Genomic DNA, 17,796 nt, shown 5'->3' with positions numbered 1-17,796 from the left:
GTTGTCACTTTAGAAAAGGCAAACGAATTGTTTTGGCTAAGCATACAAAAGACCTCATTGCTGTTTTGCAACGAGGTCTATTCAATCGAAAATCGTAAAATTTCTACACTGGTGCTTTTTCTAATTTCAACTTAGAACGCTTCACTTGTTCGGGTATGGAAACGGGGTAATCTCCAGTGAAGCAAGCGGAACAGAAGCTTTCAGGATCTTCTCGTGTCGCCTCTAGCATACCTTGCCAGCTTAGATAAGCTAGAGTATCTACCTCCACTTGCTTGGCAATTTCTTCCACTGACATGGTGGCAGCAATGAGCTGCTCTTGGCTATCAGTGTCAATACCATAGAAGCAGGGGTGAGTGACTGGGGGAGAGGAAATTCGCATATGCACTTCCAACGCACCTGCTTCACGCAACGCTTTGACTAGCTTGCGGCTAGTAGTCCCTCGGACAATCGAGTCATCCACAATGATCACTCGTTTGCCATACAACACATCTTTGAGGGGGTTGAGTTTCATGCGGATACCTGACTCCCGCATACTCTGTGTCGGTTGAATAAAGGTACGCCCGACGTAGCGATTTTTAATGAGTCCTTCAGCGTAGGGGATGCCAGAGGCTTGAGAATACCCAATGGCAGCAGGAATACCAGAATCAGGAACACCAATCACTAAATCCGCATCAGCAGGAGATTCTTGAGCCAGTCGCCGCCCGATACGCATTCGATAGCTGTACAAACTCTCGTTATGCATGACGCTATCAGGACGGGCAAAATAAATCATCTCAAAAATGCACATCTTCCGCTGGGGTTTTTGGCTCCATTGAAAGGAAGTTAAACCCTCTTCGGTAATCCAAACTAACTCGCCTGGTTCCACGTCCCGCAGATATTCGGCACCAATAATGTCTAAACCACAAGTTTCGGAGGAGAGAACATAGCGAACTGGATTTTCACCTAAGGTACCAATCACAAGGGGGCGAATGCCATTGGGGTCGCGGACACCCATGATACCTGCTGATGTGCCAATGACTAAGCTAAAGGCTCCTTGGCAGCGGTGAAATGCCCGAATGCAGCCATTTAACCAATCTGCTCCAGCATTGATTTCTTCAGCAATGGCAAAAGCAATCATTTCTGAGTCAGTTGTGGTGACTAAGTTCCAGTTGTTGTTGAGCAATTCCTCTCGCAACTGCACCGTATTGACTAAATTACCATTATGTGCAAGAGCAACGGAACCTAAACGGGTTTCGACAACAGCAGGTTGGGCATTGACTTTGCGGCTGGAACCCGTGGTTGAATAACGAGTGTGACCAACGGCTACACTACCAGGCAAAGTTTGCAAAATGGATTCATTAAAGACTTGAGACACCAACCCCATGTCTTTATGTAGGTTGACTTGTTCACCCTCAAATGTGGCAATACCAGCCGATTCTTGACCCCGGTGCTGGAGAGCGTACAATCCAAAGTATGTCAGTTTGGCAGCGTCTTCTCCTGGTACGTAGACGCCAAAAACACCGCAAGCTTCTTCTGGCTTGTCTGGACGATTTTCCAGGTCATTGACTGAGTCGTTAGGCAATTCGGGATGGTTATCCAAAGAGTCGGGATGGTTGGGAATCATGCTAGCTGTGCTCCTGATGAGGGTATCAAGTCACTAGAAATATGTCAAAGGATAGTTGTAGAAATTCTTAAAAAACTCTTAACCATCCATTAAAACAGTAACGCAATTATGCCTATGAACGCCAGTATCCCAGGTGAGGGGATTTTATCAATTAACTGGGAGTGGTGTTATGGATGGTTAAACGCCTTTCAATCGCGTTTAAGTAGCGATCGCTCATTTCCTCAATGCTAACGTTGATTAAACTTTGATTATCAGTTGTTAAAACCCGCAAACCTATTTCGGTATTCCCAACCTTGCCAAGTTGCTGCCAATGATTACCGAGTTGTTCTGTTAAATAAGTTTCCCAAGTTTTTTGTTGTTCTGTTGCAACAGAGACTACAATTCGCGCGCCACCTTCGCCAAAAAGAACTTCATCCCAACGTTGGGGCTTCTGTGCTGGTAGTTCTAATTGGATTTGGGCACCAAGTTTGCCAGCAAGACAACTTTCTACCAGGGCGATCGCGACTCCACCCTCAGCACAATCATGAGCCGAACGTACCCAACCTTTGCGAATTCCTTCACGACACACTTGTTGTACACGGCGTTCCAATTCAAAATCAACTCGTGGCGGTTTTCCGGCAACAGTGTTGTGGATAGTGGCTAAATATTCCGAACCGCCCAGTGTGCAGTGAGAAGAAAGTTCGCCCAACAGATAAATCAAATCACCATTCGCTTGCCAAGCTTGACCACAAATCTTAGTCAAATCGGGAATCAAGCCAACCATACCGACAACAGGGGTAGGATAGATTGGTTGTGGGTTGCCTTGGGAATCGAGAGTTTCGTTGTAAAGAGAGACATTTCCACCAGTCACTGGGGTTGCTAATTCTCGGCAACCTTCAGCCAAACCGCGACAGGCTTCTGCTAATTGCCAGTACCCAATAGGTTTTTCTGGACTGCCAAAATTTAAGTTATCAGTGACCGCCAGAGGTTCTGCACCCACACAGCTAAGATTTCGTGCCGCTTCTGCCACGACTGCCTTAGCTCCCTCATAGGGATCAAGATAAACATAGCGAGGATTGCAATCAACCGTAGCCGCAACACCTCGTTCCCAGGCTCTGCCTGGGAATGCCTGCATATCAGGCTCTGCCTCAAGCTGCTGAGGACGCAAGCGAATCACAGAGGCATCTGCACCACCAGGTAACACAACGGTGTTATTCTGCACTTGATGGTCATACTGACGATATACCCAACGTTTCGATGCAATAGTGGGCGTATCGAGCAAAGTCAACAGGATGTCATTCCAACTTTGCAAACGTCCTTGAATTTCAATTCCAGCAGATGTAGTCTCAGGTAAAGAATCAGGCGTCCATTCCCAAGCTTTTCGTACATATTCCGGTGGTTGTGCCAACACTTCTCGGTGATACACCGGCGTATTTTCTGCCAACGCTGTCGCGGGAATTTCTGCGGCAATTTCACCTTGGAATAGAATCCGTACAATAGGTTCAGAAATGACGCTTCCTGCAACCACAGCTTGCAGTCCCCAACGGTGGAAAATGTCAATTAACTCTTGTTCGCGTCCCTTGTGGGCAACAAATAGCATTCGTTCTTGAGATTCGGAAAGCAGGTATTCATAAGGAACCATTCCCGCTTCCCGTACAGGAATCTTGTCTAAATCGAATTCAATACCTACGCCGCCTTTTGCAGCCATTTCTGAGGTAGAACAGGTGATCCCGGCAGCACCCATATCTTGTGCGGCGACCACTGCACCTGTTTTAAACGCCTCCAAGCAAGCTTCAATTAATGACTTTTCCAAGAAAGGATCGCCTACCTGTACCGCCGGACGGTCATCTACGGACTCATCACTCAGTTCTGCACTGGCAAAGCTTGCGCCTCCCATACCATCACGTCCGGTGGTGGAACCAACATAAAGCACTGGGTTGCCGATACCAGATGCACCAGATTTAACAATTTCTGGCGTTTCCATCAATCCCAGCGCCATCACATTCACCAAAGGATTGCCAGAGTACGCGGGGTCAAAGTAAACTTCACCGCCTACAGTGGGGACTCCAACACAGTTGTGTGTAACGATACCAGAAGTCGTCACAAAAAGATGAGTGTTATCTACCTCAACATCATAGACATCGCATTCCTCAACAGTGTTGGTTTCTATGCTCTTAATTTTGACAGCAGCTACCTCATTTGAAGACTTACGAAAACGTGGGAAAGAATATTTCGTGCCGTCATAGCGTGCCAAAGCTGTCGCTAACTCTACAGTGCGTTCCTCGGCAAAAACGTTTGATAACGCTGTTAGTCCCACGAAGTTGTTAACTTCTAACTGCCATAATGGTAGCCCCGTATACTGACGACCTTCTATTTGTCCTGTTGATGGCGATCGCTGATAAATATATGGGATTACCCCCTGATTTTGGACGAGTGCCACGGTTTGGTCAAACAGTTTGCGGCTAGTTGTCGCATAGGTAATTTTTGCATGATTTCCATGAGTTTTTGTGGTCAGGGAACCATCACCTCTGAATAAACCTTTGAGTGCTTCCAACTGTAAGTTAGCAGACCATTGGAAAACAAAACTTGGGAAAGCTTTATCACTTGCTCCACTACCGCAGCGCCAAACGTCTTTTAAAATGTAACCAAACAGCCATGAAGTCGCATAAACAATGATTGTAGAAGCCCGTTTTTCTAAACAAGGGCGAAGTCCCAGATATTTGAGTCCGTACACAACGTCATTGACATATTCGGTTTCGTGCAGAGCAAAGGTGAAGATAATTTTATATGTATTACCGTTTTGAGAGACACATCCCTCTGAAAGATAGTAACCGAGTAAGCGTGCTAACACCTCATCTGCGTGGATGGCTGCTTTCATGTAATTAGCTTTACCACGACGGAAAAGACAAACTTCGTGGCGAGCAACATTGAGCAGTGGCTCCAAGCTCAGAAAATGTGAAAGGGGTAGTATACAATTGTTTAGGTAGCGGTGACGACTGTAAACAGAAGGTTCAATTAATTGTAAAGCTGTCCGAATGACATCTGTTGCTTGCCAATTTGAGGGCAGTTGCACGTAAACATTTTTACCACTTTCATCTTGAGGGTTCAAAGCGCTAATGAAATCGAGTGGTGAAAAATCCCCACTACCTTCTGGTGATTCTGGCAACGACACTAGTATTGGCAATTCGTGACCAACCTGTAAGCTTTGGGCTGGACAAATTTCCCACTCACCGTTTGACTGGGTTAACATCGGATGATCTGGTGTGACAGTTAGGTTACGACCAAGAGATGTACGAATAGTTACCAGGGTTTTAGTGCGTCGTTTAAACACACGCCGCACGCGCTGCCAGCAACTTTCGTGAGTGTCAGGGTCTACGGATAGGGTTTCAACTGCAGCAGTATCATCTAACTCTAAGGTTATGAGATTTGAATGCAGCCTTGATTCTACAAAGTTGCCGATGGTGTCAAAATGTACGCCAGTGCGATCGCGCCAGATAAATGTTTCTTTACCAACCAAACAATTTCCGTAATGTGAAATACCAGCGACGACGCCACTAAAAAGCCGTTGTGTTTTCGCATCTTCCAACGAACCAAAGCGCAGGGAGTTTAATACGGCAATGGGACGCGCACCCATTGTAAAGATATCTCTTAAGATACCTCCTACTCCTGTAGCGGCTCCTTGAAACGGTTCAACAGCCGAGGGGTGGTTGTGTGATTCAATCTTAAATGCTAGCTGCAGGCGATCGCCCAAATCTACAACACCGGCATTTTCACCAGGTCCAACAAGAATGCGGGGTCCTGTCGTGGGAAATTGTTTGAGTAACGGACGAGAATTCTTGTAACAGCAGTGTTCTGACCACATCACCCCAAACATTCCCAGTTCAGCTTTGTTGGGATGACGCCCTAAACGCCTGACAATTTCTTCATATTCTTCTAGCTTCAAACCTTCAGCAGCGATTTCTTCAGGAGAAAAAGGAGCAGAGGAAATGGCGGTCATGGCAATAATGCACCAAGGGGACAGAGCATTATTTTAGCGATTACTTAGGTGCTTTTCTAAAAATGCAGAGACTTCTTCTTTAGACATTTCCCGTTGAACAACTCCCATGACCAAGTTATAAGCTTCCTCCTGTCCTTCAGGTTGCATTTCACGGAAGGATGCTGCAAACCCAGGAATGCTCAATAGTTCCTTTTTTGCTTGGGTTTCTTCTCTTCGGTGGAAATAAACTCAAAACGCAGCTACTACTTGCAAGCTCTCAGGAGACAACTGACGTAAATGGCTTTCTATTTCCTCAAGTAAAATGCTTTGCTTTTGTTCTGCTGCCATCGTTACCCCTAGCTAGATTGATTGCAAGATCTTATGACTTAGTTATGCTATTATTTCTAGCCTATGACGGCTGATGATTGCCGTTTGGCAGCAACTGTAGAAATACGTAATTTTTTCTTTAAACTTGAAGCTCTCAAGAAACAAATAAGTGTTTCCACTAATTGAATCTTGTAAATTCTCTCATAAAATAAATATGTACTAAGCCAAGGATGAAAATAAATTTCACTATATACAATATGCCTATCTCAACTGGTGATTGAACAAGTTCTATATTGTTGAAATCATCAATTCTGCAATGGCTATCATCCTTACCTTAGTTAACAAAATTTTATTTGTGTACTGTTCTCAGTACTACTCAACACAATCGTTCCAGTTACCTGATTGATTGAATTGGTGGCTTAGTTTGCGCTTTTCACAAAAGGAATTGTATTAGAGCGCTAGTGAAGTCATTATGTGTGAAGCTTTGTCCGCAATTTTCATCGGTGCTATGTGTATGAAAAAATTTCTTTTTTCAACTGCTATTTTGACTTTTCTAGAAATTAATTACAGCATTTCGCTGCGAATGGGAGTTTCTGCTGTTTCCTGACTCATTTTTAGTTTCAAAAATGTCATTGGTGCATGATGAATGCTTTTGCACCCATCTTGCTCAAACCAACACTCCTGCATGAGTCATGAACTAGTTTCTAGATTTTGCATTCAACAAATCTGCTCTCACTGAAAACCCGTCTTCATATTCGATTGGGTCATGGATCATGGCTCTTAATTTTTTCTTTTTCAAGAGTTATTATACTATTACTGTCCAAAACTCGGTTTTGGGGTCGAGTAGCACAACCCAAGCAAGCACCAAGCACGAGTATCCCTGCCATTAAATAGATGAACTGACGCATTTTCGATCATGTACGTTGAGCTTTACGTAAATTGATTTAATAATTAATTTTGCAGTTTTTGATGAGAGAATATAATAAAGCTTGTCTGAATTCTAGAGATACGAAGTTCCGCGTGTTTATGTGTGGATACAGTCTGCCAGAAATAATTTTGTGATGAACATCACTGATACCCATGATTAAGATCGTATTCCTCATATGAGTAAGTTGGGAGAATACAAACAACTGAACTCTAGCCGAGTCATTAATAGGGAACACACTAAATGCCGACAGCCTTCTCTTGAAGACTGTTGGCTTTTTATATATGGGGCAAAGTCACAGGAGTGGCGGAAAATCGGGAGGTGGGGAGAAAGTCAAAAGTCTTTTACTAATAACTCTTGAGTGTTGAGTATCCAATAAAATTTCCCCACAACCTGTTAGTAACTTGACAGAGATTCTGCCGGAGCCACTATCTAGTGTGGGGAAGATATGATCAGTATATAAGTATTATTGGTGTTGAGTCCTGGTTGCTTGCACTTTGTTTAGAAGCCCGCAAGCACAAGGAAAACAAAACTCACTTTGTATTACGACATCGCTTGAATGATGTAATCAAAGTAGGGTGCTGCTTCAGCGGCGTCTTCTGCATTCAGTAAGTTAAGGGAGGCTTTTTTCAGAGAGTTGATGGCTTCTACCATTCCAGGTACGGGAACGCCAAGCGAGTTGTACATTTCCCGCACGCCAATTAAACCAATTTTTTCAATTGGTTCTTTGTCACCGGCAAGTACACCGTAAGTAATTAGGCGCAAGTACCAGCCAAAGTCACGGATACATAAAGCACGCTGACGTTCACCGTATGCATTGCCTCCTGGCGCGATAAAGTCGGGACGCTTCTGCCAAAGCTGTTTAGTAGCTTCTTGAACTATCTTTTTTTCATTTTCAGCTAGGGTTGTGACAATTCGTATCCGTTGTGCGCCGGTTTGCAAATAGTCTTTGATATTCTTGAGTTCGCCACTGCTGGGATAACGCAGTTGGTCGTCGGCTTGGAGAATAACTTGGCTTACTACAGTCATGATTATGGCAATGACATGAATTAATTATTATTTGCTAGTTTAACGAGTCTTGAGTACACAAGTGAAGAGAGTGGGATGGGGGAAATGGGGCAGATGGGAGAGATGGGGAGAATGATTTTTGACTTTTGAGTTTTGAGTTTTGACCAATGACTGAAAAAATTTGGAAACAGGGTGAGTTAATTGAAGTTGAGATTTCGGATTTGAACGATACGGGTGATGGTGTAGGGCGTTGGCACGAGAGGGTGGTATTTATAAGCGATACTGTACCAGGCGATCGCGCTGTTGTCCGTCTGGTACACGTTAAACCTAACTACGCGCACGCCAAACTTAAAGAACTGTTGCAACCCTCTCCTCACCGTGTCCGACCAAGCTGCATTGTGGCTGATAAATGTGGCGGCTGTCAATGGCAGCATATTGATTATCAGTACCAGTTAGCTGCCAAGCGAAATCAAGTTATTCAAGCTTTGGAACGCATTGGCGGTTTCGTCCAACCACCAGTAGATCGAGTGCTTTCGAGTCCCGAGTGTTTGGGCTATCGTAACAAAGCCACTTATCCTCTGGGATCATCTCACACCGGACAAGTTCAAGCAGGTTACTACCAAAAAGGTAGCCACCAATTGATTAACTTGAATCAATGCCCCGTGCAAGACCAAAGATTAAATCCTCTGCTGTTGGAAGTCAAACAGGACATCCAAAAGCACGGTTGGCAAGTTTATAACGAACAGCGCCACACAGGTGTTGTACGCCATCTCAGTTTTCGCATTGGTCGCCGGACTGGGGAAATGTTGCTGACTTTGGTGGTCAAGGACTGGAATTTACCCTCAATTCAAGACCAAGCCGAGGAGTGGTTAAAGCGCTATCCCCAGTTGGTGGGGATTTGCTTAAACCGCAACCCAGACCGTACTAATGCCATTTTTGGCACCCAAACTCGTTGTATTGCAGGGCGTCCCTACCTGCGAGAAAAATTTGCTGGGCTGGAATTCCAGGTACGACCGGATACGTTTTTCCAGGTACATACGGAGACGGCAGAGGCATTATTGCAGGTGATTCAGTCGGAACTGAATTTACAAGGTTCTGAGGTGCTACTTGATACTTATTGCGGTATTGGAACGTTAACATTGCCACTTGCTAAACAAGTTAAGCAAGCAATGGGGTTAGAATTGCAACCAGAGGCAGTGGAACAAGCAATTTTAAATGCCAAACACAACAATATTCATAATGTAAATTTTCACACTGGTGCAGTAGAAAAATTACTTCCCCAGATGGAGATTTCACCAGACATTCTTTTGCTTGATCCCCCGCGTAAGGGGTGCGATCGCGCTGTGATTGAAACCCTACTGAAATCAAAACCACGACGTATTGTTTATGTCAGTTGTAAAGTCGCTACCCTTGCCCGTGACCTCAAATTACTTTGTCAAAACGGAGTATATACTCTCACACGGGTACAACCAGCTGATTTCTTTGGGCAAACTGCTCATGTGGAAGCTGCCGCATTTCTTGTACTATCAGATTTGACCAAAGGTACTAACTCCTTGACAAAAACTCACTCTAAAAATTTGTAGTCCAATACATAGTAAAAATGCTAGAATTGAATTAAGATAAATATATGATTCCTTTTGTGTGAAGATCTTGAAGTTGCAAAGACTCTCCCAAAAATATGAATCGAGTTGTTTAAGTTATGAATCGGCAAGTAAAAGAGTATGTTAATACTCTTTTCATTAGAAAGAATATTCAGTTGCTTACTGTTTGAGCAGTTGCTATAAAAGCCGTTTTTTATGTGAGTGACTCTATGTCATTAAGGAGAGTTAATGCTCCCTAGCATTTTCAAAATTTAGTTTAAAAGACGAAAGTTTGAAGGCAACATGACCACCTCAAATTCTATCAGGGTGCCTGTGACAGCAAACTGATGTCTAGCTAACTCTGAAAGCTACGGGGTTCCACTTGTGATTACTATTTCGCTTCGTCCTACAGGGCGTAATTGGGGCACAATTAGTTTTGCCTCAACTCTATACCTCTGTCCAATACTAGATTTGCTTTTGGCAGAGATTCCGGTCAAATTACAAGCAGAACTGCGACTAGGACTTCAAGAAGCCTTAGTAAACGCTGCTAAACATGGCAATAATCTAGATCCAAGTAAAACAGTTGTCGTCCGTTTCTCGTTAATTGATAAACAGTATTGGTGGGTGATATCCGACCAAGGCGACGGCTTTACACCTTCCTCTACTAGCGATGTCGATGTCGATCCAGATATCGATCCAACAGAATACTTACCCCCGGATGAGTCAGAAAACGGTCGTGGTATGTGTATTCTCCATCAAATTTTCGATCAGGTGCAGTGGAATAGGAAAGGCACAGAGTTGAGGCTTTGTAAACACCTAGAGAATCGATCCAGACTAGCTCTGTTACGGTGAAAAGAGGAATGGGAAAGTAAAGGAATGGGAGACTGGGGGAAATTTCTTGTATTTCCTCGCTCTCCCTCCCTCTCTCCCTAGCCCTTCTTCTCGCCGTGAGTTGGACAGGGTGGAGCAGAAACAGAGCGATCCAACCAACCAGTTGCTTGCTCAAGTCTGAGTAAAGCTTCTTGTGGTTGATCTTTAAGGAGATACACAAGAGCAGCAGCAGCTTGTTCACTTGCACGAACTTTGCGGTTAGACTTGAGGCGATGCCAATCGTCAGGTGAAATGCTCAGCCTCTCCATAAGAGCTTGCGCTAGTTCCAAGGTACTAAATTCATTCAGTTGACTCGTGTTAGGCAGCTGAGTTGATTGCGACATGATATGAAATCCTGAGTGCTGAGTAAGTGACTGATGGGGAAGCATTTAATCCTAAGTTTACTACTTGTGCATGAAACCGCCTAAGCTCTCATTCGGTGAGGAAAATCAACACGAAGAATTTGAACAAGCACTCTTGGAAGTGGAGCAAGCGCTTGTTACTTTAAAAGAACGCTACAATCAAGTGCAAGCAGACAGATTCCGTCAAACAGAATTGCAACAACGCCTCAAACAACTGCGTCATAGTAAATTGCCAGAAGTGAAAGCCGAGTTAAAGCAAATTAAACAGCAGTTGGAAGTGCTAGAACTCAACTTGGAAAGCCAGTTGTTTTCCTGGGGTAGCCTTAAAGAACCTTTTTGGCAAGCCATCCGCTTTGGCGGATTGGGCGTTATCATAGGCTGGTTATTAAAGTCTGTTGCTGGATAATATGGTAAATCGACGAATTGCAGAAATATTGCGAAGTGGTCAACCTGATGAATGGCTGATAGTTCAAGGCTGGGTTCGTACCAAACGCGAATTAAAAGGTTTTTCTTTTATAGAAGTAAATGATGGCTCATCCTTGGCTAATTTGCAAGTAGTCATTAATCAGGATTTGCCAGAGTACGATGATATTTTGAAAAAGCTCAATACAGGTGCTTCTGTGGAAGTGGCTGGGGTACTGGTAGCTTCTCAAGGTAAAGGACAGCGGATCGAGTTGAAAGCTCAAAAGCTGAAAGTTTACGGGGAAGCTGATCCCGAAACATATCCCCTGCAAAAGAAACGTCATTCCTTTGAGTTTCTGCGAACTATTGGACATTTGCGATCGCGTACCAATTCCTTGGGTGCAGTTTTCCGAGTTAGAAACGCGTGCGCTACCGCCATTCATCAATTCTTTCAAGAACGCGGCTTTTTGTGGGTACACACTCCGATCATCACCGCTAACGACTGCGAAGGTGCGGGTGAATTGTTCAGCGTGACGAGTTTGGATCTTAAAGATGTTCCTCGCACAGAAAGCAAGGCAATAGATTATAGCAAAGACTTTTTTGGCAAACCAACATATTTAACAGTCAGCGGTCAGTTAGAAGCCGAAGTTATGGCGATGGCGTTTACCAACGTCTACACCTTTGGTCCTACCTTCCGTGCAGAAAACTCCAACACCTCCCGCCACTTGGCAGAATTTTGGATGGTAGAACCGGAGATGGCTTTCTGTCAACTCAAGGAAGATATGGATTTAGCCGAGGCGTTTCTCAAATATATTTTCAAATATGTGCTGGAAACTTGCCCAGAAGACATGGAATTTTTCAATCAGCGCATTGATAATACCGTGTTAGCAACGGCAGATAATATTATTAACAATGAATTTGAGCGCATAACTTATACAGAAGCCATCAAACTGTTAGAGAAAGCTGATGTTAAGTTTGAATATCCGGTAAGTTGGGGCTTGGATTTACAATCAGAACACGAACGCTATCTTTGCGAACAACTTTTCAAAAAGCCGGTCATCGTCAGCAATTATCCAGCGCAAATCAAAGCCTTTTATATGCGCTTAGATGACGATGAAAAAACTGTCTCTGCTATGGATATGCTTGCGCCTAAAATTGGCGAAATTATCGGCGGTTCTCAAAGAGAAGAACGTTTAGATGTTCTTGAACGCCGCATACTCGCTCAAGGGATGAAACCAGAAGATTTGTGGTGGTATCTCGATTTGCGCCGCTTTGGGACTGTTCCTCACGCTGGCTTTGGATTGGGTTTTGAACGACTCGTGCAATTTATGACGGGGATGGGGAATATCAGAGATGTGATCCCGTTTCCACGGACGCCGGAAAGTGCCGAGTTTTAGATATGGGATTTTCAACCAATAAATTATCCAATTTTGTGGGGTGGGCATCTTGCCCGCCCAGTTTATAGGACAATACAGTTCAGTTAATGATTTTTTGTGGAGATTTCATGGGTGTAGAGACGTTGCATGCAACGTCTCTACAAGATTAATGTTGAACAAATTTTCTTATCTGAACCCCCCAGTTTATAGGACGGGCTAGAAGCCCATCCCACAAGAAAAGTTGGGTATTTTTTAATCTGGAAGTCCCTATATGGTTTTACTGTTTGGGGCACCCAGCAGGAGTAGACCCCAAACTACTATTACCTGAGGTGTGAGAGATCAGGGTAACGTGCCCTTTGCCATCGAACACCCAACCAGTCGCGGGGACAATCTTCACGGTTTCAGCTTTAGACGGTGGTAAGCCAGCAGGTTTCTCTGAACGCTGCTGTTGCGATGCGATCGCTGACAGGCGAGTATCTAACCATACTACATCAGTACTGAGGGGTTCGTAAGGGCTGGGAGGCAAACCGCCACGTCCGGTAAAGGTAAATCTGCTTTTTCCTGTGTCAGAATCTGTGCTAGCAACGGCAGCACAGCTACTCTCTGCTATTAGCTCTGATGTACCTGCTAAGACTGTGGGTAGTTCGACTAATCCCAAGCTTTGGTCGGCATCGGGTGTGTTAAGACTGACTTGACCGCCTAAAGTAGGGTTTTGCTGGGAAATCGCTGTGATATCGTTTGTTGGTAAGTTATTTGGGTTTAAATCATTAGGGCTTAACCGCTCAAGGTCTTGTCGGCTCAGTGGTGCGATGTTAAAAATACCAGCAGATCGAATTGTAACGTTTCCTCCCTGACCGCTAAACGCATTGGCGGTGATGTCGCTATTTTCATTTGGGACAGCAACGATAAAGCCACCGGGGGCATCAATGGTGATGTTACCGCCATCGCCGCCAGCACCAGCGGTGCCTGCGGTGGCGGAGATTTGACTGCCACGACGCAGCAATAAGACTTCTCCCAAATTTAAATTAATATTACCGCCTTGGCTGGTAGCAGTTTGAGCAGAAATCGAGGCTTTATTGTCAAGAGTTAGATTACCTGCTCGTAGCGTAATATTGCCTGCATTTCCTGTACCATCGCTATTGACTGATATTTTTGCCCCATCTCTAATTGTGATTCGACGGGGATCGGAGTTTCTCCGCGAAACAGCATCATTTACCGTCACAGATATGTTACCTGCATCTCCGCGTCCACTGGTAGCGGCATTGATCAGAGCATTATTGGACAAGGAGAATGTTCCGGATTTAAGTTGGATATTTCCCCCTTTACCAACGCCACCAGATTCTACTGTGCTGTAGACACCGCTAAAACGTCCATTGCTGCCTGTGCCGTTGAAGGTAACGGCATCACGGGCATCAATAGTGATATCACCCGCATTACCCTGCCCAGCGGTAGCGGCACTGAGTTGCCCACCGTTGTTTAAAGATAAGGAACCAGTTGTGAGCTTGATATTTCCTGCATTGCCTACGCCATCAGATTCTACTGTGCTGTAGGCACCACTGGAAGCTTGATTGCTACCAGTGCCATCAAATTTAACAGTATCGCGGGCATCGATGGTGATATTGCCGCCATTGCCCCGCGCAGCGGTGCTGGAAAGCAGTTGAGCGCCATTAGTAACAGAAAGGGAACCTGTTGTCACCTGGATGTCTCCCCCCTTACCAGCTACTCCTCCAGGTAACGATAGGCTAACAGCACCACTGGAGCTTCCGTTGCTGCCTACGCCATCAAAGTTAACGGCATCACGGGCGTTAATAGTGATATTGCCTGAATTTCCTCGTGCAGAGGTAAATAGTAGACCGCCATTAGTCAATGAGAGTGTTCCAGTTGTCACCCGGATATCTCCGCCATTGCCTTGACGTCCTGAGGTTTGTGCCGCGCTGTAATTTCCATTACTAGCTACGCCGTCAAAGGCAACTGTATCGCGGGTATCGATGGTGATGCTGCCTGCATTACCTTGCCCGAAGCTATCAGCATTGAGTTGACCACCATTTTTTAAGAACAGCGCCCTAGCATTCACGCGGATATTTCCACCATTACCTACACCATTACTTCCCAGTGTAGTTCTTGCACTGCTGCCAAAAAGTTTATCCTTTCCTATGCCTTCAAAGGTAACTGTATCGCGGGCATCAACCGTGATATTGCCTGCATTCCCTCGCCCATCCGTGCTGCTAGATAGTTGAGCGCCATTGGTAACAGAAAGGGAACCTGTTGTCACCCGGATGTCTCCCCCTTTACCAACACCACTTAGCAAACTGCTGTAAATACCACTAATTTCATCGCCTACTACGCCATCTAAATTAACTGTATCGCGGGCATCAACAGTAATATTGCCTGCGTCACCTTGCCCCGAAACGTTGGTATTCAGTTGAGCGCCATTAGTCAATGAGAGTGAGCCTGTTCTCACGCGGATGTCTCCGCCTTTGCCCACACCGCTATCATACACACTGCTTTGGGCAGAACTGCCACCGTTAAAGGTAATCGTATCGCTCGCATCAATCGTGATATTTCCAGCGTCGCCTTTTCCTAAGGTGCTGCTACTGAAAAATGCTCCATTGTTCAATGATAGAGTACCCGTTGTTACCTGGATGTCTCCGGCTTTGCCCTCGCCCCCTTGTTGTACACTAGTGTTTGCACGGCTAAATATTTCCTCTCCCTTGCCGTCAAAAGAAATGCGATCGCGGGCATTAAGAATAATGTTGCCCCCATTCCCTTTTCCCGAAACCGTGGTAGACAGTTCAGCCCCGTTTTGTACTGTCAGGGAACCAGCGTTGATGTTGATACTACCGCCTTTGCCTTCTGCCGCTGTATTTACATCGCTCTTTATGCCGCTATTGCCACCGTTAAAAGTAATCGTACCGCTCGCATCAACAGTGATATTGCCTGCGTCACCTTGCCCTGAAACGTTGGTATTCAGTTGAGCGCCATTAGTCAATGAGAGTGAGCCAGTTGTTACCCGGATATCTCCTCCCTTACCGACAGCTTGTGTACCCACAGTGCTTGAGGCATAACTATTACCGTCAAAGCTAATGCGATCGCTCGCATCAATCGTGATATTTCCAGCGTCGCCTTTTCCTAAGGTGCTGCTACTGAAAAATGCTCCATTGTTCAATGATAGAGTACCCGTTGTTACCTGGATGTCTCCGGCTTTGCCCTCGCCCCCTTGTCGTACACTAGTGTTTGCACGGCTAAATATTTCCTCTCCCTTGCCGTCAAAAGAAATGCGATCGCGGGCATTAATAATAATGTTGCCCCCATTCCCTTTTCCCGAAACCGTGGTAGACAGTTCAGCTCCGTTTTGTACTGTCACGGAACCAGCGTTGATGTTGATACTACCGCCATTGCCTTCTGCCCCTGTATCTACATCGCTCTTTATGCCGCTATTGTCAAGGGAAACAGAATCAGAAGCTTGGATAAATATACTACCAGCATTCCCTTTACCTAAAGTACTGGCATTTAGTCGAGCACCATCAGTTAAAGAAAAGGTTCCTGATTTGATGTTGATACTACCGCCATTGCCCTCTGCCCCAGTTCCCACGCTGCTAAAAATGCCACTATTAACTCCGTCCTTCACCCCAGCAAGAGTTACCGCACTACGAACATCAATGTTGATATTACCTGCATTTCCACGACCTCCTGGGAGGTTATTCTGGGTATCAGCATCACGCAGTGTAGTTTGTAGTTGGGCGCCATCTTTTAACGAGAGTGAAGAGGCTGTAATGTTGATATTGCCACCATTGCCTACTCCCCCTGCTTCTACATTGCTATAAATGTAGGCAAATGAGAGCGAGACAGTGTCCCTAGCCAGTATTGAGACATTGCCAGCATCGCCCTTTCCAAAAGTACTGACATCGACATAAGCGCCATCGGCTAAGGAAACTGAGCCTGCCTGTATATTGAGACTACCTCCCTTACCTACGGCTTGCGATCGTACACTGCTTACGATGGCACTGCCGATTCCGTTTTGATCCACTCCAGCTAAAGTCAGGGCATCGCGAATATTAAGATTTATGTTGCCACCATCCCCTTGCCCCAAGTTGCTAGTATTTAGGTTACTACCATTGATAAGCCCAAGTGACCCAGTAGTGATATTGATGTTGCCACCATCCCCTTGCCCCAAGTTGCTAGTATTTAGGTTACTACCATTGATAAGCCCAAGTGACCCAGTAGTGATATTGATGTTGCCACCTTTACCTACAGACGTTGCTTGCAGAACATTGGCAATAAAGCTGCCATCAGTTAAAGTCGTTGCTCCTGTTGCATTAATATCAATATCTCCCGCCTTGCTTTGGGGCGTACCCAATCCCGTGTCTATCCCCGCCCGTAGTTTACTTTCTCCTGCCAAGCTCAAGTTTTGAGCATTGATGGCGATACTCCCGCCATCTGCACCACGGACATTGATTTCAGCCGCATTAGTCAAAGATATATCGGCGCGAGCAATTTCATTAGGAACACTGAAACTGAGAGTATTGTCCGCCACATTTAGTCCCACGACTCCCGGTGCCGCCAATCCTGCCAACTCGACACGCCCACCATAAGCCCTGAGTGCGCCACCTTCAACGTTGATGTTTCCACCCCCCAAGAGCAAACTCTTGCCCTCTGGTACTTTCAAACCCGTGACTTCAACACCTGCTGGATTCGTTCCTGCGGCTGCTTGAGAACGGTTGATGATGGCAGTCGGGAGTTGATTGAACAGCAATGCTGAAGGGTTTATTGTCAGCAATGGAGTGGGTGCATTCGGGTTATCAGCGCTGAAAAAGCCAATATTGCCAAATTGGATCGCATTTGCCGTTGTTGCCACAAATGAACCACCGACATTCAAACTGGCATTTGGACCAAAGATAATCCCATTTGGATTAAGCAGAAACACGTTAGCTGCACCCTTAGCCTGGATGAAACCATCAATGTTAGATATCGACCCACCTGTTACTCGGCTAATGATGTTTTGAATGTTAAGCGCATTATCGAAGAAAGCTCCGTTACCAGTGCGAATAGAGAATTCTTGGAAACTGTGGAAAAGGTTGTTTCCTGCTTGTGTTCCGCCAGTGATATTGATGGTGTTACCAGAGGGAGTGACAATAGAATTATTAGGTAAAGTCCCATCCGGTGTGATTTGAGCAAGAGCGCAATGTGCATTGAAAGTATTTCCAAGTGCGATCGCAATCCCTACTAAGCTGCCCCAGCAACCGATCCTAGACATTACACCCTCAGCTTTTTACAGCGTTTACATTATTACTCAGTAAACCACAAGTAGTGGTACTTGCTGTAGTTGCTCCAACAATTAGGCTTTACTTTCAGTAGCAAACAGAACTTGGTATTGTCCATACTGAGGCG

11 protein-coding genes are annotated in these 17,796 nt (G+C 45.2%); 4 read left to right on the top strand and 7 right to left on the bottom strand.

Features of this window, described 5'->3' with window-relative positions; all coding sequences use genetic code 11:
• Positions 1-103: 103 nt before the first annotated feature.
• From purF to AACT52_RS27115, 5 genes are all read right to left on the bottom strand, one after another.
• Positions 104-1,603, bottom strand: a complete 1,500-nt coding sequence (purF, locus tag AACT52_RS27135) for an amidophosphoribosyltransferase (RefSeq protein WP_073627596.1) — start codon at positions 1,601-1,603, stop codon at positions 104-106.
• Positions 1,604-1,754: 151 nt separating this feature from the next.
• Entirely contained in the window at positions 1,755-5,579 is a 3,825-nt protein-coding gene (gene purL / locus AACT52_RS27130) for a phosphoribosylformylglycinamidine synthase subunit PurL (RefSeq protein WP_073627594.1), read from the bottom strand.
• A 33-nt stretch (positions 5,580-5,612) separates the two neighbouring features.
• Complete coding sequence (locus AACT52_RS27125; protein ID WP_158054505.1) at positions 5,613-5,762, bottom strand: hypothetical protein; 150 nt, start codon at positions 5,760-5,762, stop codon at positions 5,613-5,615.
• Positions 5,763-6,449: 687 nt separating this feature from the next.
• Complete coding sequence (locus AACT52_RS27120) at positions 6,450-6,572, bottom strand: hypothetical protein (RefSeq protein WP_339375006.1); 123 nt, start codon at positions 6,570-6,572, stop codon at positions 6,450-6,452.
• A gap of 781 nt (positions 6,573-7,353) precedes the next feature.
• A complete protein-coding gene (locus AACT52_RS27115; RefSeq protein ID WP_073627592.1) occupies positions 7,354-7,839 on the bottom strand; it encodes an allophycocyanin subunit alpha-B in 486 nt (161 codons plus the stop codon).
• Positions 7,840-7,985: 146 nt separating this feature from the next.
• Between AACT52_RS27115 and rlmD the strand changes: the two genes are divergently transcribed.
• Positions 7,986-9,401 (top strand): 23S rRNA (uracil(1939)-C(5))-methyltransferase RlmD, encoded by a 1,416-nt coding sequence (gene rlmD / locus AACT52_RS27110; protein WP_073627590.1) that lies wholly within the window; start codon positions 7,986-7,988, stop codon positions 9,399-9,401.
• Between the two features lie 381 nt (positions 9,402-9,782).
• Positions 9,783-10,250: an ATP-binding protein gene (locus tag AACT52_RS27105; RefSeq protein WP_073627588.1), complete on the top strand. Its 468-nt coding sequence runs from the start codon at positions 9,783-9,785 to the stop codon at positions 10,248-10,250.
• A gap of 77 nt (positions 10,251-10,327) precedes the next feature.
• Here AACT52_RS27105 and AACT52_RS27100 read toward each other — a convergent pair whose 3' ends face one another.
• Positions 10,328-10,612, bottom strand: coding sequence for a DUF6439 family protein (locus AACT52_RS27100; RefSeq protein WP_073627586.1), 285 nt, complete (start codon positions 10,610-10,612; stop codon positions 10,328-10,330).
• Positions 10,613-10,682: 70 nt separating this feature from the next.
• Between AACT52_RS27100 and AACT52_RS27095 the strand changes: the two genes are divergently transcribed.
• Positions 10,683-11,036, top strand: a complete 354-nt coding sequence (locus AACT52_RS27095; protein WP_073627584.1) for a hypothetical protein — start codon at positions 10,683-10,685, stop codon at positions 11,034-11,036.
• Position 11,037: 1 nt separating this feature from the next.
• The gene (gene asnS, locus AACT52_RS27090) at positions 11,038-12,429 is read left to right on the top strand and encodes an asparagine--tRNA ligase (protein WP_073627582.1); all 1,392 of its coding nucleotides are present in this window, start codon (positions 11,038-11,040) and stop codon (positions 12,427-12,429) included.
• A gap of 256 nt (positions 12,430-12,685) precedes the next feature.
• On the opposite strand, the gene AACT52_RS27085 is transcribed toward asnS, so the two are convergent.
• Positions 12,686-17,662, bottom strand: a complete 4,977-nt coding sequence (locus AACT52_RS27085; protein WP_073627580.1) for a beta strand repeat-containing protein — start codon at positions 17,660-17,662, stop codon at positions 12,686-12,688.
• Positions 17,663-17,796 lie beyond the last annotated feature (134 nt).

It is taken from the genome of Scytonema sp. HK-05 (genome assembly GCF_963872035.1).
Taxonomy (GTDB): domain Bacteria; phylum Cyanobacteriota; class Cyanobacteriia; order Cyanobacteriales; family Nostocaceae; genus Kalymmatonema.
Note: the sequence above shows the minus strand (reverse complement) of the source record. Positions and strands in the feature narration are given on the sequence as shown.